This is a genomic window from Amycolatopsis australiensis (genome assembly GCF_900119165.1).
In the GTDB taxonomy this organism is placed as follows: Bacteria; Actinomycetota; Actinomycetes; order Mycobacteriales; family Pseudonocardiaceae; genus Amycolatopsis; species Amycolatopsis australiensis.
Genome location: NZ_FPJG01000006.1, coordinates 5,628,779 through 5,651,923, shown reverse-complemented (window position 1 = coordinate 5,651,923; position 23,145 = coordinate 5,628,779). Strand labels below are relative to the sequence as shown.

Annotated in this window: 17 protein-coding genes; 5 read left to right on the top strand and 12 right to left on the bottom strand. The window is 73.0% G+C overall.

Features of this window, described 5'->3' with window-relative positions:
* Nucleotides 1–180 precede the first annotated feature (180 nt).
* The 3 genes from BT341_RS27715 to BT341_RS27705 are packed head-to-tail and all read right to left on the bottom strand — an operon-like array spanning nt 181 to nt 4,416.
* A complete protein-coding gene (locus BT341_RS27715; RefSeq protein ID WP_072479068.1) occupies nt 181–1,791 on the bottom strand; it encodes an amidohydrolase in 1,611 nt (536 codons plus the stop codon).
* A gap of 1 nt (nt 1,792) precedes the next feature.
* Nucleotides 1,793–2,545, bottom strand: coding sequence for a MoaF C-terminal domain-containing protein (locus BT341_RS27710; protein WP_072479067.1), 753 nt, complete (start codon nt 2,543–2,545; stop codon nt 1,793–1,795).
* 8 nt (nt 2,546–2,553) lie between these two features.
* Entirely contained in the window at nt 2,554–4,416 is a 1,863-nt protein-coding gene (locus BT341_RS27705; protein WP_072479066.1) for a primary-amine oxidase, read from the bottom strand.
* A gap of 113 nt (nt 4,417–4,529) precedes the next feature.
* Here BT341_RS27705 and BT341_RS27700 point away from each other — a divergent pair, with 113 nt between their 5' ends.
* Together BT341_RS27700 and BT341_RS27695 are read left to right on the top strand one after the other, a co-directional pair.
* Nucleotides 4,530–5,231, top strand: a complete 702-nt coding sequence (locus BT341_RS27700) for an SDR family NAD(P)-dependent oxidoreductase (RefSeq protein WP_072479065.1) — start codon at nt 4,530–4,532, stop codon at nt 5,229–5,231.
* Nucleotides 5,232–5,250: 19 nt separating this feature from the next.
* Nucleotides 5,251–6,045 (top strand): SDR family NAD(P)-dependent oxidoreductase, encoded by a 795-nt coding sequence (locus tag BT341_RS27695; protein WP_072482212.1) that lies wholly within the window; start codon nt 5,251–5,253, stop codon nt 6,043–6,045.
* Between the two features lie 42 nt (nt 6,046–6,087).
* Here the strand turns inward: BT341_RS27695 and BT341_RS27690 are convergent, their stop codons facing one another.
* From BT341_RS27690 to BT341_RS27660, 7 genes are read right to left on the bottom strand one after another with little or no spacing between them, the layout of a single operon-like run.
* Nucleotides 6,088–6,780, bottom strand: coding sequence for an ABC transporter ATP-binding protein (locus BT341_RS27690; RefSeq protein WP_072479064.1), 693 nt, complete (start codon nt 6,778–6,780; stop codon nt 6,088–6,090).
* Nucleotides 6,777–8,480, bottom strand: coding sequence for a branched-chain amino acid ABC transporter ATP-binding protein/permease (locus BT341_RS27685; protein WP_072479063.1), 1,704 nt, complete (start codon nt 8,478–8,480; stop codon nt 6,777–6,779). The genes BT341_RS27690 and BT341_RS27685 overlap by 4 nt, the downstream gene beginning before the upstream one ends.
* Complete coding sequence (locus BT341_RS27680; protein ID WP_072479062.1) at nt 8,467–9,327, bottom strand: branched-chain amino acid ABC transporter permease; 861 nt, start codon at nt 9,325–9,327, stop codon at nt 8,467–8,469. The genes BT341_RS27685 and BT341_RS27680 overlap by 14 nt, the downstream gene beginning before the upstream one ends.
* A 10-nt stretch (nt 9,328–9,337) precedes the next feature.
* Nucleotides 9,338–10,507: an ABC transporter substrate-binding protein gene (locus BT341_RS27675; protein ID WP_072479061.1), complete on the bottom strand. Its 1,170-nt coding sequence runs from the start codon at nt 10,505–10,507 to the stop codon at nt 9,338–9,340.
* Nucleotides 10,504–10,899 carry a nuclear transport factor 2 family protein gene (locus BT341_RS27670; RefSeq protein WP_072479060.1) on the bottom strand — a complete coding sequence of 132 codons (396 nt, stop codon included), beginning with the start codon at nt 10,897–10,899 and terminating at the stop codon, nt 10,504–10,506. The genes BT341_RS27675 and BT341_RS27670 overlap by 4 nt, the downstream gene beginning before the upstream one ends.
* An 11-nt stretch (nt 10,900–10,910) precedes the next feature.
* On the bottom strand, nt 10,911–11,678 hold the full coding sequence (locus BT341_RS27665) for a MoaF C-terminal domain-containing protein (protein ID WP_072479059.1): 768 nt from the start codon (nt 11,676–11,678) through the stop codon (nt 10,911–10,913).
* A gap of 57 nt (nt 11,679–11,735) precedes the next feature.
* The gene (locus BT341_RS27660) at nt 11,736–12,680 is read right to left on the bottom strand and encodes an AraC-like ligand-binding domain-containing protein (protein ID WP_072479058.1); all 945 of its coding nucleotides are present in this window, start codon (nt 12,678–12,680) and stop codon (nt 11,736–11,738) included.
* Nucleotides 12,681–12,792: 112 nt separating this feature from the next.
* Between BT341_RS27660 and BT341_RS27655 the strand changes: the two genes are divergently transcribed.
* The 3 genes from BT341_RS27655 (at nt 12,793) to BT341_RS27645 (ending at nt 21,047) form a co-directional block, all read left to right on the top strand.
* Entirely contained in the window at nt 12,793–13,764 is a 972-nt protein-coding gene (locus BT341_RS27655; protein WP_072482211.1) for a magnesium transporter CorA family protein, read from the top strand.
* Nucleotides 13,765–14,082: 318 nt separating this feature from the next.
* Nucleotides 14,083–18,636, top strand: a complete 4,554-nt coding sequence (locus BT341_RS27650) for a HAMP domain-containing protein (protein WP_072479057.1) — start codon at nt 14,083–14,085, stop codon at nt 18,634–18,636.
* The gene (locus BT341_RS27645) at nt 18,633–21,047 is read left to right on the top strand and encodes a SpoIIE family protein phosphatase (protein ID WP_072479056.1); all 2,415 of its coding nucleotides are present in this window, start codon (nt 18,633–18,635) and stop codon (nt 21,045–21,047) included. The genes BT341_RS27650 and BT341_RS27645 overlap by 4 nt, the downstream gene beginning before the upstream one ends.
* On the opposite strand, the gene BT341_RS27640 is transcribed toward BT341_RS27645, so the two are convergent.
* Nucleotides 21,037–22,134 (bottom strand): calcium:cation antiporter, encoded by a 1,098-nt coding sequence (locus tag BT341_RS27640; RefSeq protein ID WP_072479055.1) that lies wholly within the window; start codon nt 22,132–22,134, stop codon nt 21,037–21,039. The two genes, BT341_RS27645 and BT341_RS27640, sit on opposite strands and share 11 nt — an antisense overlap.
* Nucleotides 22,135–22,185: 51 nt before the next feature.
* Nucleotides 22,186–23,088, bottom strand: a complete 903-nt coding sequence (locus tag BT341_RS27635; protein ID WP_072479054.1) for a LysR family transcriptional regulator — start codon at nt 23,086–23,088, stop codon at nt 22,186–22,188.
* Nucleotides 23,089–23,145 lie beyond the last annotated feature (57 nt).

The following is a 23,145-nucleotide window of genomic DNA, read 5'->3' as shown; positions in this document are numbered from 1 at the left end:
GCGGGCCGGGGGAGGCGGGGGTTCGGCGGGCGTTGCGGTGCGACCCCGCGTGCTCGCTGGGGCGGCGCTGGCCCACGCGGGCCAGGGCCGGGGCTCGGCCAGTGTTCCGGCGGCATGCCCCGCGCCCGCTGGGCCGGCGTGGGGCATGCGAGCCTGCGCCTCGGCCGGGCCCGCGCCGGGTCAGCGCTGGAAAACTCGGCGTCCCGCGAACCACGTCTCCACGACCCGCGTGCCCGCCACGTCCTGCGTCCGGAAGGGGTCGCGGTCCAGCACCACGAAGTCGGCCGACCGGCCGGGCGTCAACGCCCCCGTCACGTCGTCGAGCCCGCATGCGCGCGCCCCGCCCAGGGTGAACACCTCGATCGCCTCCGCGAGGGTGATCGCCTGCTCCGGCCACAGCGCTCCCGGGCGGCGGCCGTGCGGGTCTTCGCGCGTCACCAGACCCGCGATGCCCTCCCACGCGTTCGGTGACTCGCTGACCGGCCAGTCCGACCCGCCCGCGACCAGCGCCCCCGTGTCCAGCAACGTCCGGTTCGGCTGCATCCGCGAAGCGCGCGACGCCGGGAGCACCTCCGCGATCGCCGACGGGATGACGCCCGGCACCCACAGGAACGGCGAGATGTCCGCGGCGACCCCCAGCCCGGCGAACCGCGGCAGGTCGTCCGGGTGCACGAACTGCCCGTGCGCCACCTGGAAGCGGGCTTGCGTGAAGCCCGCGGCCCGCACCTTCGCCACCGCGTCGAGGAACTGGCGGACCGAAGCGTCGCCGGTGCAGTGCACCTTCGCCGAGAGCCCCGCCGAAGCCGCCCTGAGCAGCCAGTCCGTCAGCTCGTCCGGTGCCATCGTCGTCGAGCCGTGGAAGCAGGCGCCGTGGACGTCGTCGGGCAGGTACGGTTCGAGGAACGCCGCTGTGCGGGTCGGCGGGACGCCGTCGAGGAAGATCTTCACGAAGTCCGGCCGGTGGTGCTCGGTGCGGTAGTCCTGGGCGACCGCCAGCAGCGGCGCCCCGACCGGGTCGAACCCGAAGATCGGGTCGTTGACCAGCAGCGACGACACGACCCACGCGGCCAGTTCGCCGGCCTCGTCCAGCGACTTCAGCGCGCCGAGGATGTCGGTCGACACCCCGGCGTCCTGGAACGCCGTGACGCCGAAGCCGTGCAGGATCTCGATCGCCCGCTGCGACGCGCGCCGGTGCTGGTCCGCGGTCAGCGTGCCGGTCACCCGCTCGACCGCCACCCCGGCGGCCTCCAGCAGCAGCCCGCTCGGCTCGGCGCCGTCCCGGACGATGACCCCGCCCGGCGGGTCCGGCGTGGCCGCCGTGATCCCGGCCAGCTCCAGGGCCCGGCTGCTCACCCAGCGGTTGTGGCGGCTGTCGTCGGACAGCGAAACCGGGCGGCCGCCGGCGGCGTCGTCGAGCGCGCGCCGCGCGGCGGATTCCGAGAGCGTCGAGACCAAAGTGGACGCCCAGGCACCGCCGGTGAGCCACTCGTCCGGACCCAGCGACGCGGCCCGCGCCCGGACCAGATCGAGGATGTCGCCGAGGCCCGCGTCCGCGCCGAAGGTGAGCTCGAACAGCTCGGCCCGGCCGGCCATGGCGTGGTGGTTGTGCACGTCGACCAGCCCCGGCATCACGAACGCGCCGCCGAGGTCGAGCACCTCCGTCTTGGGGCCGCGCTCGACGTCTTCGAGCGCGGCGATCTTGCCGTCGGCGACGGCGAGCGAGGACGCCCACGGCCGCGCGGAGTCCACTGTGTACACCACCGCGTTGGTGAGGACGAGGTCGGCCGCCACGTCAGTGCTCCGCCGGGTCGAAGCCGTCCGGGTGGACGGTCGTGCCGAGCAGCCTGCCGTGCGCGCCGAAGGTGAAGTGCACCGTCCGTTCGCCGGTGGCGTCGAGTCCGAAGAGGACACCGTGGGACCGCAGGCTGCGGGCGTCGCGGTGGTCGGCGACCGTCACCGACGCGCACGGGATCACCTTTTCCCGCCAGGCGAAGACGTGGATCCCGGGCCGGATCCGGTAGACGGTGTTCTCGTCGGTGTCGGCGAGCCCGCGCTCGGGCCCGGCCAGGCACTGCCAGGTGTACCAGTGCGGGCTGAGGTAGACGTGCTCGTAGGCGTGCTCGGGGCTGTACACCCACAGCACGCGGCGGCCGATCAGCGCGGTGCTCGGCGCCATCGGCTCGCCGCGGACCGCGAGACCTCCGATCGTCGCGGGCCGGAACCGCTGGGTGACGCGCGGTGTCCCGTGGTCGCCGATCGTGGTGGTGACGACCAGCGCCCGGCCGTCGCGCAGGTCCAGGAACAGCGACACGGCCTCCCGCGAGTCCGCCGGTGGGGGCACCTGGACGTAGTAGAGGTCGTCGTCGACGCGGAACGTCTCGCCGGCCGCGATGTCGGCGCCGGTGGACCGGTCGGGACCGGCGCCGTCGTCGTGCAGGACGAAGGACCGGCCGTGGAGGTCGCCGACCGCGGGAGCCTTGTTCGCGTCGAAGCCGGGGGCCAGCCCGTCGAGCGGGAGCCACGTCGAAGTGTCGGAGAGCGTCATCGGTTTCCTCAGTGGTCGCAGTGGTCGCGGGCGGGCACGTCGAGCGCCGGGTTGCGGTCGCAGAAGCCGTACGGCCGGAACAGGAACCCGGACTTGTCGACCGGCATCACGGGCCAGTCCTCAGGCCGGGGCACGTGGGTGGGGCCGAACACGTGCCACAGCACGAGCTCGGTGCCGGCGAGGTCGCGGTCGGCGGCCGTCCAGGCGGGCAGGCCCGCGCCGCCCGGGTGGGCGTTGGGGCGCTCGCCGGCCGGGTAGCGCTCGTCCTCGTGGTACGGCGTCGCCCACAGGTGTTTCGTCGCGAAGGTGGCTCGCGCGTGGACGGACGCCTCCGGCTGGGCCATCAGCGTCGCCGACGGGCGCGGGACGAGCTGGTAGGCGGTCGGCTTGCCGAGCCGGTTGACGCGCTCGGCGCTGCGGACTTCCCACACCCGGGCGCGGGCCGGGTCGGCGAGCCGCTGCGCCTCGCGTTCGGTCCGCAGCGGGGTGCTGCGCCAGGTGAACGCGTTGCCGTGGGGGTTGTCCGGCCCGGTCGGCACGCCCACGACGTCGACCTCGTGCAGGCTGGTGCGCTCGCCGTCGACCTCGACGTCGAGCCGCGCGCAGAACAGGTGCTGGTGCACCGGGGCGAAGAGGCCGGGCGCGAGCTCGGTGGCGTGCGGCTGGTCCAGGCCCGGCGTCCCGGCGCCGCAGAAGACGACGCCGGTGGCCTTCGCCTCGAACTCGATCGAGCCGTCGAGGTGGAAGTACCAGTAGTGGCCGTAGTCGTAGTTGCCGATGGTGGAGATCGAGGAGACGACCAGCCGCCGCGAGCGGCGGACCTCGGGCGCGCCGGCCAGGTCGGTGTGCTTCCAGAGGATGCCGTCGTCCTCCTCGTGCAGGCAGATCGCCCGCGGGATCTCGACCGGCTCGCCGCGGTCGTCGGCGACCCACGCCGGGAAGTACCGGATCTCGCCGACGCAGTCGCAGCCGAGCCGCAGGTCGTTGCCGTTCTTGCCGAACTGGTACTCGCCGGCGTCGAAGTAGCTGATCCAGAACCGGCCGGGCGCGACGTCGCCGTACGGGACGACCATCTCCGGGATGGCCGCCCGGTACAGGACCGGCCGGTCCTGGAAGCTCACCTGGTGCAGGGTCAGTCCTTCGCGGGAGTTGAAGCCGACGCGCAGGCGCCAGCCCTCCCACGTCACCTCGGAGCCGTCGACGGTGAAGCTCGGCCCGTGCGGCTGGGTGATCTCGATCGGCCGCTGCGTGGTCCGCGCCGCGATCCCGGTGTAGCGGCCGTGCTCTTCCGGCACCGGGACGTCGCCCTCGTCCTCGACGCGCAGGACGCGCCGCCCGGTCAGGTCCAGGTGCACGACCAGGCCCTCGACCGGGTGGGCCCACGGGCTGTCGCCGACGTCCTCGCGGAGGAAGGTCAGGGAGCGCATCACGCGGCCGGTCTCGTCCTCGCGGCCGAAGTACCCGGGCGCGAGCGGCGCGCAGAAGGCGTGGCCGACGCGGTCGCCGAGGCCGCGCCGGGCCATGGCGGCCTGCCAGCCGGGGGCGGCCTTGGTGAGCTGTTCGGCGAGTTCGTACTCCTCGAACAGGTAGGACGGCTGGCCGGCTTCGGTGCGCCAGCCGTCCCAGGTGATCAGCTCCTGCTTGGTGAGGTCGACGACGGCTTCGCCGGACGCGCCGGTGGCGGTGTCGAGCAGGGTGTAGCGGATCCGCCGGTGCGCGGTGCCGGCCCGGACGTCGGCCTTGGCCGGTTCGAGCGGCACGACCTGCGGAAACCGGATCGTGCCGGTGACGAGCCCGGCGTCGGCGAGGAGGTCGCGCCCGGCGGAGAGCTCGGCGGCGGTCAGCGGGTCGAGGGGGTGCGGCGTGCTCACCCGGGGCAGTCTCGCGCGCATCGCGCCACTGCGGAACCGCCCGTGCGGCGGCGGACAACAAGGGTGCGCTCGGCGCCAACCACCGCGGCGGCGGTCGCGGTGAGGATGGGCGCATGGAGACGGGACTGGCCGGGAAGGCGGTGCTGGTGACCGGCGGGGCGTCGGGAATCGGCCGGGCGTGCGTGCGCGCGTTCGAAGCCGAAGGCGCGCGGGTCGGGGTGATCGACCGCGACGGCACGGACGCGGCGATCGTCCGTGCGGACGTCACCGACGAGCTTGCCTTCGCCGCCGCGGTCGACGGCATCGCCCGTCGTCTCGGTGGGCTCGACGTCGTGGTCGGGTGCGCCGGGATCTCCGGGCCCGTCGGCACGCCGCTCGCCGGGACCACCGCCGCCGACGTGTCCGCCGTGCTCGCCGTCAACGTCACCGGGCAGTTCCTGCTGGCCAAGCACGCCCTGCCGTGGCTCGGCGACGGTGGCTCGGTGGTCCTGCTCGGCAGCGACTCCGCCTTCGTCGCCGCGCCCGGCATGGTGCCCTATTGCGCCTCGAAGGGCGCTGTCGTCGCGATGACCCGGGCGCTGGCCGTTGAGGTCCCCGGCGTCCGGTTCAACTGTGTCTGCCCGTCGGTGGTCGACACGCCGATGGCGCGCGGCGACCTCGGGGCCGTTCTCGACGATCCCGCCTTCCCCGTGCAGGCACCCCACGACGTCGCGCGGCAGGTGCTCTTCCTCGCCTCGCCCGCCTCCCGGCCGGTCAACGGCCAAGCCCTGCTGGCCGACTTCGGGATGTCGGCCCGCTCGGCGTTCCCCGCCTAGGAAAGGATCCACAGTGGACATGTCAGACACCGTTGTCGCCATCACCGGCGGCGGCACCGGCATCGGCGCCGCGGTCGCCCGGCGCTACGCGAGCGAAGGCGCGCGCGTGGTCGTGCTCGGCCGGCGGCGCGAGCCCCTCGAGAAGGTCGCGGCCGAGACGGGCGCGCACGTCATCGCCTGCGACGCCAGCGTCCGCGACGACGCCGAGCACGCCATCGCCGAGATCGTCGGCCGGTACGGGCGGCTCGACGTCGTCGTCGCCAACGCCGGCGGCCACGGCCTGTCGTCGGTCGTCGACACCGGGGACGAGGAGTGGGAACTCGCGCTGCGCTCGAACCTGTCGAGCGCGTTCGTGTTCTGCCGGGCCGCGCTGCCGTCGCTGGTCGAGACCGGCGGGCAGGTCGTCGTCGTGTCGTCGCTGGCCGGGCTGTTCGCCGGGCCGAACGTCGCCGGCTACACCGTCGCCAAGCACGCGCTGATCGGCCTGACCCGCTCGATCGCCCGCGACTTCGGGCCGAAGGGCGTACGGGCGAACGCGGTGTGCCCCGGCTGGGTCCGCACGCCGATGGCGGACGCGGAGATGGACCAGTTCGCGGCGGCGGCGGGCTTCACCGGCGGCCACGACGAGGGCTACCGCCGCGTCACGGCCGAGGTCCCGCTGCGCCGCCCGGCCGAGCCGGAGGAGATCGCGGCGATCGTCCGGTTCCTGGGCTCGGCGGAGTCGTCGTACGTCACCGGCGCGGTCCTGGTCGCCGACGGCGGCGCCCACGCCGTGGACCTGCCGACCCTGGCCTTCGAACGCGCCGGCATGTGAGACGTCGTGAGTGCGCAACAGTGTTCCACCACTGTTGCGCACTCATGACCCCAGGTAGGCCGCGTGCAGCGTCGCGGGGGAGTCCAGCAGGGTCTGCGCGTCGCCGGCGTAGGTGACGCGGCCCGACGAGACGACCAGGGCCTCCTGCGCCACCCCCAGCGCCAGGTGCGTGAACTGCTCCACCAGCAGGATCGCCGTCCCCGCAGCGGCGGACCGCGTCACGACCGGCAGCAGCCGGGTGAACACCACCGGCGCCAGCCCCAGCGACATCTCGTCGATGAGCAGGAACGCCGGGCGCGCCGCGAACGCCCGCGCCAGCACGACCATCTGCTGCTCGCCGCCGGAGAGCAGCGCCGCGGGCGAGTCGCGCCGCTTTTCCAGCTCCGGGAACAGTTCGAGCACCTCGTCGACGCGAGCGGGGGTGCGGGCGGTCAGGCGGAGGTTCTCCAGCACCGTGAGCCCGGGGAACACCGCCCGGCCCTGCTCGATGTGCGCCAGCCCGAGCCGCGCCCGCGCCACGCGCGAGTGCCGCGTGACGTCCACGTCGCCGACCCGCACCCGGCCCGCCGACGGTGCCACGACCCCGGACACCGCTTCCAGCAGGCTCGTCTTGCCGGCGCCGTTCGGCCCGACCAGCGCGGTGATCCGGCCGGGCTCGAGGGTGAACCCGACGTCGCGGATCACCGGGCCCGCGCCGCGCTTGACCGTCAAGCCCTCGACTCGCAACGCCTTCACAGCAGCTCCGTTTCGCCCATGTACGCCTTCAGGACCGCCGGGTCGGCCAGCACGTCCGCCTGCGGCCCGCTGGCCAGCACCTCGCCGAAGTCGAGCACGGTCAGCCGGTCGCACACCGACCGCACGAGGTCGAGGTCGTGCTCGATGAGCAGCACGGACACGCCGAACCGCGCCGGCACCTGCCGCAGCCGCCGCCCGAACGCCACGTGCTCCTCGTGCGGCAGCCCGGCCGCCGGCTCGTCGAGCAGCAGCACCCGCGGCCGGGCCAGCAGGTGGCCGGCGACCTCGACCAGCCGTCGGGCGCCCGCGTCCACGCGCGACAACGGCGTGCGCGCGGGCGGGCAGCCGAAGAACTCCAGCGTCTCGGCGACCTCGTCGCCGGACAGCCGCCGCCGCGCGACGAACCGCACGTACGCCCCGACCGTCAGGCCCGGCGGGACGAGGTCCTGCTGGAACGTGCGCCGCAGCCCGGCGCGGGCGCGGCGGGCGGGCGAGCCGGTCAGCGGGCGGCCGTCCAGCGTCACGGTCCCGGTCGCCCGCGGCAGGAACCCGCTGATCACGTCGACCAGGGTCGACTTCCCGGCGCCGTTCGGGCCGATGACGCCGAGCACGCCGTGTTCCGGCACCGAGATGTCCACATGGGACAGTGCGGTGACGTGCCCGAAGCGGACACTGAGGTCGCGGACCTCCAGCACCGGGCCGCCCGGCGGCAGCGGCGGCACGTCGGCGACGTCGCCGGTGAGGCCGACCCCGGCCGTCGCCCGTGACCGGCGGCGGTACCACAGGTTCCGCCACGCCGTGCCGAGGTTGCCGCGCCCCGCCAGCGCCTGGACGCCGAGCACGCCGAAGATCACGAACCCCCAGTCCTGCGGGACGCCCCAGCGCTTCAGCAGCTCCGGCACCGCGACCCAGAGCAGCGCGCCGAACACCGCCATGTCGATCAGGTGCGCGCCGGACATGATCGCCAGCACGTACAGCGCCAGCGACTGGATCGCGGTGAAGCTCGCCGGGAAGGCCAGGCCGACCTGGCCGATGAGCAGGCCGCCGCTGATCCCGCCGAGGGCGGCGCTGACCGCGAACGCCGTCAGCTTCGACGTCCGCACGCCCGCGCCGACCGCGGCCGTGCCCCGCTCGGAGAAGGCGACGAGGTGCCAGCTGCTGCCCCAGCGGCCGCGGCGCAGGAAGTGCACGCCCAGCCCGCAGCCGGCCAGCACGAGGACGGCGAAGAAGAAGTACGCCCGGTCGTCGGAGAACGCGTCCGGCCGCTCGACCGAGAGCCCTTGGGTGGCGCCCGGGAACTGGATCTGCACCAGGGTCAGGTCGGCGGCCGCGGCCAGGCCGAGGGTGACCACGGCCAGCGTGATGCCCCGCAGCCGCAACGCGGGCAGCCCGACGAGCACGCCCGCGACGGCGGCCGCCAGGCCGCCGAGGACCAGCCACACGACGAACCCGCCGGGCACGCCGGCGACGTTGCACGCCGAGACCACGAACGCGCCGACCGCGGCGAAAGTCAGCTGGCACAGCGAGATCATCCCGGCCGTCCCGGTCACGACGCCGAGCCCGAGCAGGGCGATCGCCGCGACGACGGCACTCACCCCGAGGTAGACGAAGTACCCGGCCAGTCCCACGCTCAGCGCGTAGCCGACCCCGATCGCGGCCGCCGCGACCAGCAGCGGCAGGAACCGTTCAGCGAGCCGCATCCCACACCTCCTTGCGCTGCGTCCACAGCAGCAGCGCCACGATGACCAGGAACGGGAGGAAGTAGCGCAGCACCGACAGCTTGTCGGACTGGGCGACCGCGCCCTGGGCCATGCCCAGCACCAGGCCGCCGGCCACGGCCAGGTCCAGCCGCCTGAACCCGCCGAGCAGGGCGGCGGCCGCGGCCGGCACCACGAGCATCGCCAGCGACGTCGGGTCGTTCGACTGCGAAGGCGCGACGATCGAGACGGCGAGCGTCGCGATCACCCCGGTCGCCGTCCAGACGCCGACCGACAGCGGCCGGGCCGGGATGCCCAGCAGCTCCGCCGTGGTCGGCCGCTCCGACAGCGCCCGCAGCCGGACGCCGAGGGCCGTGCGGGCCAGCACCGTGCGGCAGCCGAGCGCCACCAGCACGGCCAGCGCGACCGTGACGACGGTGACCTGGCTGACCACCACGCCGCCGGCGGTGAACGCCGGCCCGGCCAGCAGCGGGCGGAACGGCTGCGGCTTGTTCCCGAACAGGATGAACGCCAGTGAGATCAGCAGCAGGAGCACCGCGACGGTCACCGCCGAGCGGGTGCCGGTGTCCGCCTCGGCGAGCCACGTCGAGACGATCCAGCCCAGCACCGCGCTCAGCGCCCCGCCGAGCACGATCCCGGCGAGCGTCGCCGCCCACTCCGGCAGTCCGAGGTGGACAGCCAGGAACACCGCGACGTAACAGCCGAACATGCCGGTCGCGGACTGCGCGAAGTTGACCACGCGCACCAGGCGCGACATCAGCGTCAGGCACACCGCGAGCACCGCGTAAAGGCCGCCGGCGGCGAGACCGGCCAGAGCGCCCTGCAGCATGAACGTCCTCCTACTGCTTCGGGATGCGGAGCCAGTCCTGCGCGGCCGGCTCCCACTTGTTCGTGCCGGTGGCCAGCTTGATCGGCCAGCCCGCGGTGTTGTCGTGGTGCGCCTGCGCCGGGCCGAACACGTACGGCGTGCCGACCATCGGGTCGCTGATCGGCTGCATCCCCCGCAGCGCCTTCGTGACGGACTCGCGGGTGATGTCGCCCTTGATCCCGCGCAGGACGTCGAGGAAGTACTTCGCCGCCAGGTAGCCGCCCTGGCTGAACGACGTCAGCGGGATGCCGTTTTTCACCATCAGCTCCCGCCACTGCCGGTTCGCCGGGGCGCCGGCGTCGGTGAACGGGTAGAACTCGGCCGGCACGTACACCCCGGCGCCGGCGTTCGAGATCGCCTTCGCGTAGTTCTCGCTGTAGACACTGGTCAGCAGCAGCCAGGTGACGTCGTTCCAGCCCTGCGCCTGCGCGGCCTTGAGCTGGCCGATCGAGTCGGGCTCGACCGGGTTCACGGTGATCGCCCGGCACCCCGCGGCCCGCGCCTTGACGATGTAGGACGTGTAGTCGGAGCCGCCGTAGGGCACGGTCGCGTCGACGTACTTCAGCTTCTTCCCGGTGACCTTCGTCCACTCGTCGATCGCGGCCTGGTACGCGGGCAGCGTGTTGCCCGCGATCTCCAGCAGCGCGCAGATGTTGTCGAGCTTCAGCGTCTCCGACCCGTACAGCAGGGTGAGCGTCATGTCGTGGAACGGCCCGACGTTCGCCGGCGCGATGTTCGGGCTCGAGAAGCACGCCGGGTCGACGCCGATGCCCGGCACGGACAGGATCTTCTGCTGCTCGTAGTACTTGGCGTTGATCTCGCACTCGATCAGGCTGGACGACCCGACGAGCGCGACCGCGTGGTCGCCGCCGACCACCTCGCGGGCCGCGGCCGCGGCGGCCGCCGGATCGCCCTTGTCGTCGATCGCCTTGTACTCGATCGTGCGGCCGTTGACCCCGCCGGCGGCGTTGGCCGCGTCGAACACTGCCTTCGCCGCCCGCGAAGCCTCCGGGAAGGTGGCCGCGCCGCTGAGCGCGTTGACCGAGCCGACGACGATCGGCCCGCTGCCGCCGGCTTCGGACCCGGCGCAGCCCGCGGCGAGGAGGGCGGCGGCCGCCAGGACGGGAAGGATTTTTCTCATGACTGCTCCCGGGCCGCGGCCACGACGGGCGCGGAGTCGACGATCTGCTCGAACGAGGTGACTTCGCCGTTCTCGAACCGCCACAGGTGCGCGACGCGGGCGGTGAACGACTTGCCGGTCCGGCGGTGGGTGCCGGTGTAGGTGCCGACGCCGACCACGGTGTCGCCGGCGTCGAGGAGGTCGGCGAGGGTGAAGCGGTAGTGCGCCCAGTCCCGGCCGATCGGCTCGAAAACGTGGCGGCGCACCTGCTCGGGGCCGGTGTAGGTGCCGGCGTAGGGGAAGCCGGCGGCCTCGGTCCACGTCGTCTGCGGGCCGACCGGGGCGAGCATGCCGGTCAGGTCGCCCCGGTCGCTGGCGGCGTAGTGCGCGCGGATCACGTCCACAGTGGACAAGTACGGCTCCTTCAGACGGGCTGGGCGTCGGGGTAGGCCACCGAGCCCAGCGGGTAGATGTGCCCGCCGGCGCGGGAGTGCTCGGACCGGCCGTCGCCGGTGAGGCCGAGGAAGACGCCGGTGGTGCGCAGGGCGTAGCCGAGGTCGTGCAGCCACACGCTCGCCACGGCGATGCGGAACTCGCGGAAGCAGAACAGGTACAGCCCGTCGGCGAACTTCCACACCGTGGACAGGTCCATGTCGCCGTGCCCGCGCTGCACGCCTTCGAGGCACTGCCACGCGTAGCGCTCCGACGAGACGTAGACGTGCTCGTAGAGGTGGTCGGGGCTGTAGCGGTAGAGGTTCCGCTTGCCGATCAGGTCGCGCGACGGCCCGGGCGCGGCGCCGGACGGCGTTCCGCCGCCGGTCACGCCGGCGGAGAACCGCTGGGAGACGCGGGGAACGCCCTCGATGTCTTCGGCGCCGATCACCGAGCGGACGGCGAGCGCGCGGTGGGTCGTCGTCGAGTACACGACGGTCAGCGCTTCGCCGTCGACGCTCTCGAACGGCAGGTTCACGAAGAAGACGTCGTCGCGCACGGCGACCGCGTCGTACGGGTCCTCGACGCCGTTGCGGACGACCCGGCCGGCGTCGGAGAAGCTCAGCTCGAGGACTTCGCCGTCGTCGAGGGTGATCGTGACGGCCCGGCCGGCGAGGTCGACGTTCGGCAGGCGGTAGGTGGCGATCCCGGCGGCGAACTCGTCGTAGGTGCGCCAGCCGTCGGTGGGGGCTTCGGGCATGGCCTCATCGTCGGCTGGGCCACCCGTCCGGGCGAGCGGTCACGCGCTGCCGGGCAACTACCGGACGCTGACGGTCAACTCCCGGCGCAGCTCGCTGGGCGCCCGGCCGAACGCGCTCTTGAACACCCGGCTGAAGTGGGCGGCGTCGACGAATCCCCAGCGCGCGGCGATCGCGGCGACCGGGCGGCCGGCGTGCACGGGGTCGAGCAGGTCGCGGCGGCAGTGCTCCAGCCGCCGGGTGCGGATCCAGCCGGCGACCGTGGTGCCCTGCTCCTGGAACAGCCCGTGCAGGTGCCGGGTCGAGATGAAGTGCTCGGCCGCGATCCGCGCCGGGCTCAGGTCGGGGGAGTGCAGGTTCGCGTCGATGTGCGCGCGGATCCGGCGCATCAGCTCGTGGTGCGGGTCGGCGTTGGCGGCCGCGAGGTCCAGCTCGGTGGCCACCAGCGTCGACAGCAGGTCGACCGCGCTGTGCGCCAGCCGCGCGCCCGCCGGGCCGGCCAGCTGCTCGAGGTTGGTCCCGAGCTGCGCGAGGAACGGCACGACGACGTTGCCGACGCCCTCCTTGCCCGACATGCGCACGGCCGTCAGCCGCCCGACGAGTTCCGCGGGCAGGTCGATCAGCCGCTGCGGGAACATCACGACCAGCGTCCGGAAGTCCTCTTCGAACACCAGCGAGTACGGCCGGTGCGTGTCGTAGAGGGCGACGTCGCCGGGCCGCAGCACGGCCTGGCGGTCGTCCTGCACCAGCAGCCCGGTGCCGGCCAGGATCAGGCTCAGCTTGTAGTAGCGCCGTTCGCCGCGCGCGATCAGCTCGGGCGTGCGCTCGACGACGTGCGGTGCCGCGGTGACCTCGGAGACCTGCACCTCGTCGGCGGCCGACGAGCGGATGCGGCCGCGGAAGCCGTCGCCGCCCGCCGTCACGTGCAGCGGGACGAACGACTGCGAGACGGCGGTGCGGAACTCGGTGAAGTCGCGGGCGATCAGGGTCGTGGGGGCGGGCACGGGTCACCTCGCAGCGTCGAGAGGGGAGCAGTGTCGTATACGATAAGCGATACGATCTTCGGCGACAATGGCGCCGCGTGTGAACACCGCCCCGATCGGGCACTCACCCCGGGTGACCAGAACCCGGGCCTACCGCGACGGCGTCCTGCAGAAAGCGGACTTCCCGGTCGCCGACGTCTCCGACTTCCTCGCCGATCCGGGCACCGCCGTGTGGGTGGACCTCTGCGAGCCGTCCGAAGCGGACCTCGCCGAGCTCGCCGCCGAACTGGGCCTGCACCGGCTCGCCGTCGAGGACGCCGTGCACGAGCGTCAGCGGCCCAAGCTCGACCGCTACGACGGGCACGCCTTCCTCACCGCCTACGCGGTCCGGTTCGCAGCGGAGACCGGCAGCCTCGCGACGTCCGAGCTGGCGGCGTTCATCACCCGGAACGCGCTGGTGACGGTGCGCAAGGACGACGGCTTCGACATCGAGGCGGTCGTGCGCCGCTGGGACCAGAACACCGAGCTGACCCAGGCCGGCGTGCCGTTCCTGGTGCACGGCCTGCTCGACTTCGTCGTCGACGGGCACTACGAGGCCGTCCAGGCGCTCGACGAGCAGGTCGAGGCGCTGGAAGACCTCGTCTTCGACGACCGCCCGGACCAGTCGCAGCTGCAGCGGCGCTCGTTCCGGCTGCGCAAGAGCCTGACCGCGCTGCGCAAGGTGGTGCTGCCGATGCGCGAGGTGATCAGCTCCCTGATGCGGCCGGACCTGAAGCTGGCCGGCGAGCTGACCCGGCCCTACTTCGAGGACGTCCACGACCACGCCCGCCAGGCCGCGGAGCAGACCGAGTCGCTGCGGGAGCTGGTGGGCACGATCCGCGAGACGCAGCTGAACCTGCAGGGCAACCGGCTGAACCTGATCATGAAGAAGGTCACCGGCTGGGCGGCGGTGATCGCGGTGCCCACCGCGGTGACCGGGTTCTACGGCCAGAACGTCCCTTATCCCGGCAACGGCACGCCCGCCGGGTTCTGGACCTCCACGGCCGTAATGCTGGTGCTTTCGGCCGGGCTCTACGGCCTGTTCAAGAAGAAGGACTGGCTCTGACCGCCGACCCTCCACAGTGCACTGTCCACTCACGACTCGACCGCGGGCGCGCCGAATCGGGCGACGGCGTCGGGCGCACGTCACCGCGACCCGTGCCGCCATTCAGCCGAACGGGTCAACGCAGGCGGATGGCCTGGCAGGGAAGGAAAGACTCGGGAGGACCACCTGGGGGACGCGCACGGACACGGGCCCGGCTGGTTGCTCAACCGTTGCGGTCCAGCATAGTGCAGCTGCACTATGCTGGACCATCCGGTGCGCACACCGGGACGGTGCCGCGGCGACGACAAGCGAAGAAACGGGTGGCGGATGGGTGGGGCAATGGTCGAGGGGACGCGCCCGGCTGCGGGGGCGGACGCCTCGGGCGTGGGCGAGGCGGGGGAGCAGGAGCTGCGCCGGTTGCTGGCCGGCCTCACCGCGGTGCGGGACGGCGACTTCGGCATCCGGCTGCCGGGTGGCACCGACGGCCTGCTCGGCGAGATCGCCACGGTCTTCAACGGCATGGCCGACCAGCTGTCGCTGTTCACCTCCGAGGTCACCCGCGTCGCGCGGGAGGTCGGCAGCGAGGGCCAGCTCGGCGGGCAGGCGAAGGTCCCCGGCGTGTCCGGCACCTGGAAGGACCTCACCGACTCGGTCAACGCCATGGCGGGCAACCTCACCACCCAGGTCCGGGACATCGCCCAGGTGGCGACCGCGGTGGCGAAGGGCGACCTGTCGCAGAAGATCGACGTCGACGCGCGCGGTGAGATCCTGGAGCTGAAGGACACCGTCAACACGATGGTCGACCAGCTGTCGTCCTTCGCCGACGAGGTCACCCGCGTGGCCCGCGAGGTGGGCAGCGAAGGCCGCCTCGGCGGCCAGGCCCAGGTGCCCGGCGTCGGCGGGGTGTGGCGCGACCTCACCGATTCGGTGAACTTCATGGCCGGGAACCTGACCGACCAGGTCCGCAACATCGCCCAGGTCACGACGGCGGTGGCGAAGGGTGACCTGTCGCAGAAGATCACCGTCGACGCCCGCGGCGAAATCCTGGAACTCAAGAACACGATCAACACGATGGTCGACCAGCTGTCGTCCTTCGCCGACGAAGTCACGCGCGTCGCGCGGGAGGTGGGCACCGAGGGCCGGCTGGGCGGCCAGGCGGACGTCAAGGGCGTCTCGGGCACCTGGCGCGACCTCACCGACTCGGTGAACTTCATGGCGGGCAACCTGACCGACCAGGTCCGCAACATCGCCCAGGTCGCCACCGCGGTGGCGAAGGGCGACCTGTCGCAGAAGATCAACGTCACCGCCCGCGGCGAAGTCCTCGAGCTGAAGGACACGCTGAACACGATGGTGGATCAGCTGTCCGCGTTCGCGGACGAGGTCACCCGGGTGGCGCGGGAGGTGGGCACCGAGGGCCGGCTGGGCGGCCAGGCGGACGTCAAGGGCGTCTCGGGCACCTGGAAGGACCTCACCGAGTCGGTCAACGTCATGGCCGACAACCTGACCGCGCAGGTCCGGTCGATCGCGCAGGTCACCACCGCGGTCGCCCGCGGCGACCTGTCCCAGAAGATCCGCGTGGACGCCCGCGGCGAGATCCTCGAGCTGAAGGACACCATCAACACGATGGTGGATCAGCTGTCCGCGTTCGCGGACGAAGTCACCCGTGTGGCGCGCGAGGTCGGCACCGAGGGCAACCTCGGCGGCCAGGCGACCGTCCGCGGCGTGTCCGGGACCTGGAAGAACCTCACGGACAACGTCAACGTGATGGCGTCCAACCTCACCGGCCAGGTCCGCTCGATCGCCCAGGTCGCGACGGCGGTCGCGCGCGGCGACCTGTCCCGCAAGATCACCGTCGAGGCCAAGGGCGAGGTCGCGGCGCTGGCCGACGTCATCAACACGATGGTCGACACGCTCTCCGCGTTCGCCGACGAGGTCACCCGCGTGGCGCGCGAGGTCGGCACCGAGGGCATGCTCGGCGGCCAGGCGCGCGTCCCGAACGTCGCCGGGACGTGGAAGGACCTCACCGACAACGTCAACTCGATGGCGAACAACCTCACCGGGCAGGTCCGCAACATCGCCCAGGTGACCACCGCCGTCGCGCAGGGCGACCTGACCCGCAAGATCGACGTCGACGCCCGCGGCGAGATCCTCGAGCTCAAGACCACGATCAACACGATGGTCGACCAGCTCTCGGCGTTCGCCGCGGAGGTCACGCGCGTGGCGCGCGAGGTCGGCAGCGAAGGCCGCCTCGGCGGGCAGGCCGAGGTGGAAGGCGTGTCCGGCACCTGGAAGCGGCTGACGGAGAACGTCAACGAGCTGGCCGGGAACCTCACCCGCCAGGTCCGCGCGATCGCCGAGGTGACCAGCGCGGTCGCCGAGGGCGACCTGACCCGCTCGATCACCGTCGACGCCTCCGGCGAGGTCGCGGAGCTGAAGGACAACATCAACTCGATGGTGGAGTCGCTGCGCGAGACCACGCGGGCGAACCAGGAGCAGGACTGGCTGAAGTCGAACCTGGCGAAGATCACCGGGCTGATGCAGGGCCGCCGCGACCTCGCCGTCGTCGCGGCCGCGGTGATGGACGAGCTCGTCCCGCTGGTCAACGCCCAGTACGGCGCGTTCTACCTGGCCGACGACACGACCGAGGTGCCGGAGCTGCGGCTGGTCGGCGCCTACGGCCACCCGGACGACGGGGACGGCCCGGCCGTCCGGTTCCGGGTCGGCCAGTCGCTGGTCGGGCAGGCCGCGCGCAGCCGCCGCCCGATCGTCGTCGACGACGTGCCGCCCGGCTACGCGACGATCTCCTCCGGCCTCGGCGCCACCACGCCGGCCAGCCTGATCGTGCTGCCGATCGTGGTCGAGGACCAGGTGCTCGGCGTGCTGGAGCTGGCGTCGGTGCACGGCTTCACCGACGTGCACCGCGCGTTCCTCGAGCTGCTGATGGAGCAGATCGGCGTCAACGTCAACAGCATCGTCGCCAACGCCCGCACCGACGAGCTGCTCGGCGAGTCGCAGCGGCTGACCGCCGAGCTGCAGGCCCGGTCCGAAGAACTCCAGGCGCGGCAGGAGGAGCTGCAGTCGTCCAACGCCGAGCTGGAGGAGAAGGCCGCGCTGCTGGCCACCCAGAACCGCGACATCGAGACGAAGAACCTGGAGATCGAGCAGGCCCGCCAGGAGCTGGAGGCGCGGGCCCAGCAGCTCACGCTGGCGTCGAAGTACAAGTCGGAGTTCCTGGCCAACATGAGCCACGAGCTGCGCACCCCGCTCAACAGCCTGCTGATCCTGGCCCAGCTGCTCGCCCAGAACCCGACCCGCAACCTCACCGCGAAGCAGGTCGAGTACGCGGGCATCATCCACTCGGCGGGCTCGGACCTGCTGCAGCTGATCAACGACATCCTCGACCTGTCGAAGGTCGAGGCCGGGAAGATGGACGTCACCCCGGAGCAGGTTCCGCTGCGCGGCCTGCTGGACTACGTCGAGGCGACGTTCCGGCCGATGACCTCGCAGCGCAACCTCGACTTCCGGATCACCGTCGCCCCCGGCTCGCCCACCGAGCTGGTCACCGACGACTCGCGGCTGCGGCAGGTGCTGCGCAACCTGCTGTCCAACGCGGTCAAGTTCACCGAGGTCGGCGGGATCGAGCTGCACATCGAGCCGGTCGGTCCCGAGTCGCTGCCCCGGCCGATGCGCGCCCACGGCCCGGCCGTCGCGTTCCGCGTGACCGACACCGGCATCGGCATCGCCGAGCACCAGCTGGAGTCGATCTTCGGCGCGTTCCAGCAGGCCGATGGCACGACCAGCCGCAAGTACGGCGGCACCGGGCTCGGCCTGTCGATCAGCCGCGAGATCGCGCAGCTGCTCGGCGGCGTCATCACCGCGGAGAGCACGCCCGGCGAAGGCAGCACCTTCACCTTCACGCTGCCCGTGGCCCGGCCGGATTTCGCCAGTACGCCGGCGGGCGAGCACCCGGGCACCGCGCTCGTCGCGGGCGAGCCCGCTTCGGGCGGCACGTCGTCCGCGGCGCCGCGGACGCACCGGCGGCTGCTGGTCGTGGAGGAACGCCAGCACGGCCTGCTGACCCTGGTCGCCGAAAGCGCCGCGGCCGACCTCGCCGACAGCCGCGACATCGGCCTCTCACCGGCCGACGTCGAGATCGTCACGGCGGTCGGGACGCAGGAGGCCGCGGCCGCGCTGGCCACCGACGCCTACCACTGCGTCGTGCTGGACCTCGACCTGCCGGACCGGTCGGCGTTCGGCTTCCTCGACGCGATGCAGGGCGACGCCGCGTTGCGGCTGGTGCCGGTGCTCGCGCACAACAGCCGCCGGCTCGACGGCGAGCTGGACCAGCTGCTGCGGTCCCGCGCGGACGTGCCGTCGCTGGAAGTGCTGTCGGGCCTGGACGAGCTGCGCGAGCGGATCGCGCTGCACCTGTCGGCGGAGGAGCCCGGCGCGGTGCTGCCGCTGGTCCGCCCGGACGAGCCGGCCGCGCCGGTGCGCGCCGCCGACGTCGACACGACACTGGCCGGGCGCACGGTGCTGATCGTCGACGACGACCCGCGCAATGTCTACGCGCTGACCGGGATCCTGGAACTGCACGGCATGCAGGTCCTGCACGCCGAGGACGGCCGCAAGGGCGTCGAGACGGTCGCCACGCACCCCGGCATCGACCTGGTCCTGATGGACGTGATGATGCCGGAGATGGACGGCTACACCGCGACCGCGAAGATCCGCGCGATGCCCGAGCACGCCGCGATCCCGATCATCGCGGTGACGGCGAAGGCGATGCCCGGCGACCGCGAGAAGAGCCTCGCGTCGGGGGCCACGGACTACGTGACCAAGCCGGTCGACGCGGACGACCTCATCGCCCGCATCAAGCGGCACGTGACGGCGTGAGCGGGGACAAGGCGTTGGCTGCCGAAGAGCAGGGCGTGCCGGTGCTGCCGTCGCCCGCCGAGGTGTCCGCGAACCTCGCCCGGCTCGCCGACACCGTCGCCCGCCTGCGCGGCGAAGTCGACCACGCGCACGCCGTCGCGGACGGCCGCGCGCTGATCGAGCTGGCCAAGGGCGTGCTGATGGAACGCCTGCACTGCACGCCCGGCGACGCCGCCCGGCAGCTGGAGTCCCTCGCCGAACGCGCGGGGATGACGCCGCTGGAGTTCGCCGCGGACGTCGTCGGGGAAGCCGCCGAAGACAAGATCACCGAGGTGACGCAGGAGTTCCTGGCCCGCGCCGACGGCGAGGAGTCCGTCGCGGTGCGGCTGCGCACCGCCGAAAGCGGCGTGCTGGCGGCGGGCGACACCCAGCGCGTCGCGGAGTCCATTTTGGAGCACGCGCTGCGTCCGCTCGGCGCGACCGCGGTCGCGGTGTGGCTCGCCGGGCCCGACGGGTCGCTGACCCTGGCCGGCTCGGCGGGTTTTTCGGCCGAGGAGGCCGCGCGCTGGCGGTACGTCCCGCCCGGCGTGGCGACCCCCGCCCGCAGCGCGCTGACCGAGCGCGACCTCGTGTGGTTCCCGACCCTGACCGGTGCGGGGCTGCCGTCGATCGGGCAGCACACGCTGGCCGGGGGCGGCCGCGTGGCCGTGCCCACCGGCACCGGCGGCCGGATCATCGGCGTCGTCGAGATGTGCTGGCCCGACCCGCTGCCGGCCGAGCCGGGGCGGCAGCGCCGCCAGCTGGAGGCGCTGGCCGAGCTGTGCGCGCACACGCTCGACACGTGGGACGGCGTGGTCGCTCCGGTGGCCGCCGACGGCTCGGGCGACTTCCTCGGGGAGCTGGTGGACTTCGTCGACGGCCTGCACGACCCGGCCGTGCTGCTCTCGCCGTGCCTGGACGGCGGGCAGCTGAGCGACTTCCGCATCCACCACGCCAACGTCCGGTTCGCCGACCCCGGCGGCAGGCCCCGCAGCCGGATCGTCGGCACGCGGCTGCTGGAGACCTACCCGCTCGCGGCCGAGGAGAGCGGCCTGCTGGACATGATCCAGCGGGTCTACGCCACCGGTGAGCCGTTCCGCGCCGACAGCATGGCCGTCACGACCCTGGTGGACAAGGTGCCGCTGACGGTGCTGACCGACGTCAGCGTGACCCGCTTCGCCGGCAACGTGCTGCTGATCCTGCGCATCCAGGACGAAGCCGCGAAGCTCGCCGTGCTCCTGCAGCACGCCCAGCGGCTCGGCCGCATCGGCGGCTTCGAGGAGAACGTGGTGACCGGCGCGATCACCTGGAACACCGAGCTGTTCTCGCTCTACGGCCTGCCGCCGACCGCGACCCCGTTGTCGCTGCACGAGCTGGCCGCGCACGCGCACCCCGACGACGAGCCGGCGATCGGCCGGTTCCTGCGCGCGGTGCTGCACCACAAGCGCCCGTCGTCGACGGCGTTCCGGCTGCAGCGCTCCGACGGCGTCGCCCGGTACATCCGGGTGGTCGCCGAGCCGGTCACGGACAGCCGCGGCGAGCTGGTCGCGGTCCGCGGGGCCTACCAGGACGTCTCGGCGCAGCACTGGACGGAAGTGGCGCTGGCCGCGACGCGGGACCGGCTGGCCGAGACCGAGCAGGAGGCGATCGAGCGCAACCGGCTCACCCTGCAGCTGCAGCGCGCGATCATGCCGCCGGCGAAGGGCCCGATCGCCATGCCGGGCCTGCGTGCCGCGGTCCGCTACCGGCCCGCCGAGAAGGAGCACCTGGTCGGCGGCGACTGGTACGACGCGGTCGCGCTGCCGACCGGCGAGGTCCTGCTGTGCGTGGGCGACGTCGCCGGGCACGGCATCGACGCGGCGACCGGCATGGTGAGCCTGCGCAACGCGCTGCGCGGGCTGGCGGCGACCGGCGCGGGCCCGGCCCAGCTGCTCACGTGGCTGAACCTGGTGGCCTACCACCTGACCGACCACGTCACGGCGACCGCCGTGACGGCCGTGTACGACCCGGCGAGCCGGAAGCTGCGCTGGGCGCGGGCCGGGCACCTGCCGCCGATCGTCCGCCACCGCGACGGTTCGGCGGTGACGCTGCCGCTGATCCGCGGCTCGCTGCTGGGCGCGGTGCGCGACGTGACCTACCAGGAGGAAGAAGTCCAGCTCGACGGCGGCGACATCCTGCTGATCTACACCGACGGCCTGATCGAGCGCCGCGACCGCCCGGTCCAGGAAACGGTGGCCCGGCTGGTCACCCTGGTGGAGCGCCACGACGGCGAGCTGGAGAACCAGCTGGACACGCTGCTGACCTACAGCACGGCCGACACCGACGACGACACCTGCGTGGTGGGCATCGAGGTGACGGCCTCGGAAGCGGTGCCGGGCCGGGTCACGGGTTGACCGCCAGCACCAGGAAACCGGCCAGCAGCACCAGGTGCACGCCGCCCTGGAGGCGGGTCGCGCGGCCCGGGACCACCGTCAGGACGCTGACCACCACCGTCAGCGCCAGCAGCACGATCTGCGTCGGGCCCAGGCCCAGCAGCAGCCGGGTCGGCAGCCAGATCGAGGCCAGGGCGATCGCCGGGATGGTCAGGCCGATGCTCGCGATCGCGGAGCCGTAGGCGAGGTTGAGGCTGATCTGCATCCGGTCGCGCAGTGCCGCGCGGACCGCGGCCAGCGTCTCCGGCAGCAGCACCAGCAACGCGATCACGACGCCGACGAACGACTGCGGGAACCCGGCGGCTCGCACGCCCGCCTCGATCGCCGGGGACTCCACCTTGGCCAGCCCGACCACCGCGACCAGGGCGACCAGCAGGAGCGCGAGGCTGCCCAGCGCCGCCCGGCTCGACGGCGGATCGGCGTGGTCCTCTTCCTTGACCGCGCCGTCGGCCGCCACCGGGAGGAAGAAGTCGCGGTGGCGCACGGTCTGCGTCAGCACGAACGTGCCGTACAGCGCCAGGGACGCGAGCGCGGCGAAGGTCAGCTGCGCGGACGAGAACGCCGGGCCCGGGGTGCTGGAGGTGAACGTCGGCAGCACCAGGCTGAGCGTGGCCAGGGTCGCGACCGTGGCCAGTGCCGCCCCGCTGCCCTCGGGGTTGAACAGGGTCGCGCCGTAGCGGCGCGCGCCCACGAGCAGCGCGATGCCGACGATGCCGTTGGTCGTGATCATCACCGCGGCGAACACCGTGTCGCGCGCCAGCGAGCCGGCCTCGGGACCGCCGGAGACCATCATCGTGACGATCAGCGCGACCTCGATGACGGTGACCGCGACCGCGAGCACGAGCGACCCGAACGGCTCGCCGACCCGGTGCGCGACGACTTCGGCGTGGTGCACCGCGGCGAGCACGGTGGCCGCGAGCGCGACCGCCACGACGGCCACGAACACCGGGCCGAGGTCGCGCCCCCAGGCGAGCGCCAGCACCAGCACCCCGAGGACGGGCGTGACGGAGGTCCAGGACGTCAGGAAGCTTCTCAGCGCGGCGACCATGACCCCACCTTCGCACAGCCGCGATCACCGCGCGTGTCCGCACGGCGATTCTCACACCGTCCCTTGTGGACTGCCGAGGCCGGCGGGCACGGTGGCGAGGACGTGCCGCCGGAACGTTTCGCTGGGCGGCGGGAGGGTCCGGCCCGCCGCCCAGGCCAGGCCGATGTCCCGGGCGGCGTCCACATCGGTCAGTTCCAGGTGCGGCGCCCGGAACGCCGCCGTGTGCGGCAGCGGCAGCACGGACACGCCGAGCCCGGCCGTGACGAGCCCGCGCAGCGTCTCGACCTCGTCGCCCTCGAACCCGATGCGCGGGGTGAACCCCGCCTCGGCGCACAGCCGCTCGGTCGTCTCGCGCAGGGCGTACCCGGGACGCAGCAGGATGAAGGTTTCGCCGGCGACGTCGGCGAGCCGGACCCGGCGCCGCCCGGCGAGCCGGTGGTGCGGGGGAACCGCCAGGCGCAGGGGTTCGACGAGCAGCCGGGACCAGCGCAGCTGCGGGTGTCCGGGGTCGCCGCTGGTGATGACGAGGTCCGCGGTGCCCTCCAGCAGCTCCGCCTCGAGCCCGGCCTCGCCGTGCTGGCGCAGCTCGAACCGGGTGTCCGGGTGCTCGCGCAGGAAGCCGCGCAGCACCGACGGCACCAGCCACGTCCCGAACGTGTGCAGGAAGGCCAGCGGCACGATCCCGGCGCCGGGCGCGACGATCTCGCCGACTTCGCGGAGGCCCTGGTCGAGCTGGTCGAGCGCGATGCCGGCGCGCCGCTGGAAGGCGTGCCCGGCCGGCGTCAGCCGCAGCAGCCGGCCGGACCGGCGGAACAGCTCGGCCCCGGCCTCGCGCTCGAGCCGCCGCAGGGCCCGCGACAGGGCCGGCTGGGTCAGGTGGGCCGCGGCCGCGGTCTCCGTGACGGTCGCGCCCCCGGCCACTGCCCGGAAGAGCCGCAACGTCTGCACGTCCATGTCTCAAGTGTATGGATTTTCAGCCAATCAGGCATTGGACGCATGCATCCGGAAGGA

Coding starts and splice junctions, on each gene's coding strand:
- BT341_RS27710 (WP_072479067.1), bottom strand. CDS start 2,545: ATGACGCTCTCCGACACTTCGACGTGGCTCCCGCTCGACGGGCTGGCC.
- BT341_RS27700 (WP_072479065.1), top strand. CDS start 4,530: ATGGAGACGGGACTGGCCGGGAAGGCGGTGCTGGTGACCGGCGGGGCG.
- BT341_RS27695 (WP_072482212.1), top strand. CDS start 5,251: ATGTCAGACACCGTTGTCGCCATCACCGGCGGCGGCACCGGCATCGGC.
- BT341_RS27685 (WP_072479063.1), bottom strand. CDS start 8,480: ATGCGGCTCGCTGAACGGTTCCTGCCGCTGCTGGTCGCGGCGGCCGCG.
- BT341_RS27680 (WP_072479062.1), bottom strand. CDS start 9,327: ATGCTGCAGGGCGCTCTGGCCGGTCTCGCCGCCGGCGGCCTTTACGCG.
- BT341_RS27675 (WP_072479061.1), bottom strand. CDS start 10,507: ATGAGAAAAATCCTTCCCGTCCTGGCGGCCGCCGCCCTCCTCGCCGCG.
- BT341_RS27665 (WP_072479059.1), bottom strand. CDS start 11,678: ATGCCCGAAGCCCCCACCGACGGCTGGCGCACCTACGACGAGTTCGCC.
- BT341_RS27650 (WP_072479057.1), top strand. CDS start 14,083: ATGGTCGAGGGGACGCGCCCGGCTGCGGGGGCGGACGCCTCGGGCGTG.
- BT341_RS27640 (WP_072479055.1), bottom strand. CDS start 22,134: ATGGTCGCCGCGCTGAGAAGCTTCCTGACGTCCTGGACCTCCGTCACG.
- BT341_RS27635 (WP_072479054.1), bottom strand. CDS start 23,088: ATGGACGTGCAGACGTTGCGGCTCTTCCGGGCAGTGGCCGGGGGCGCG.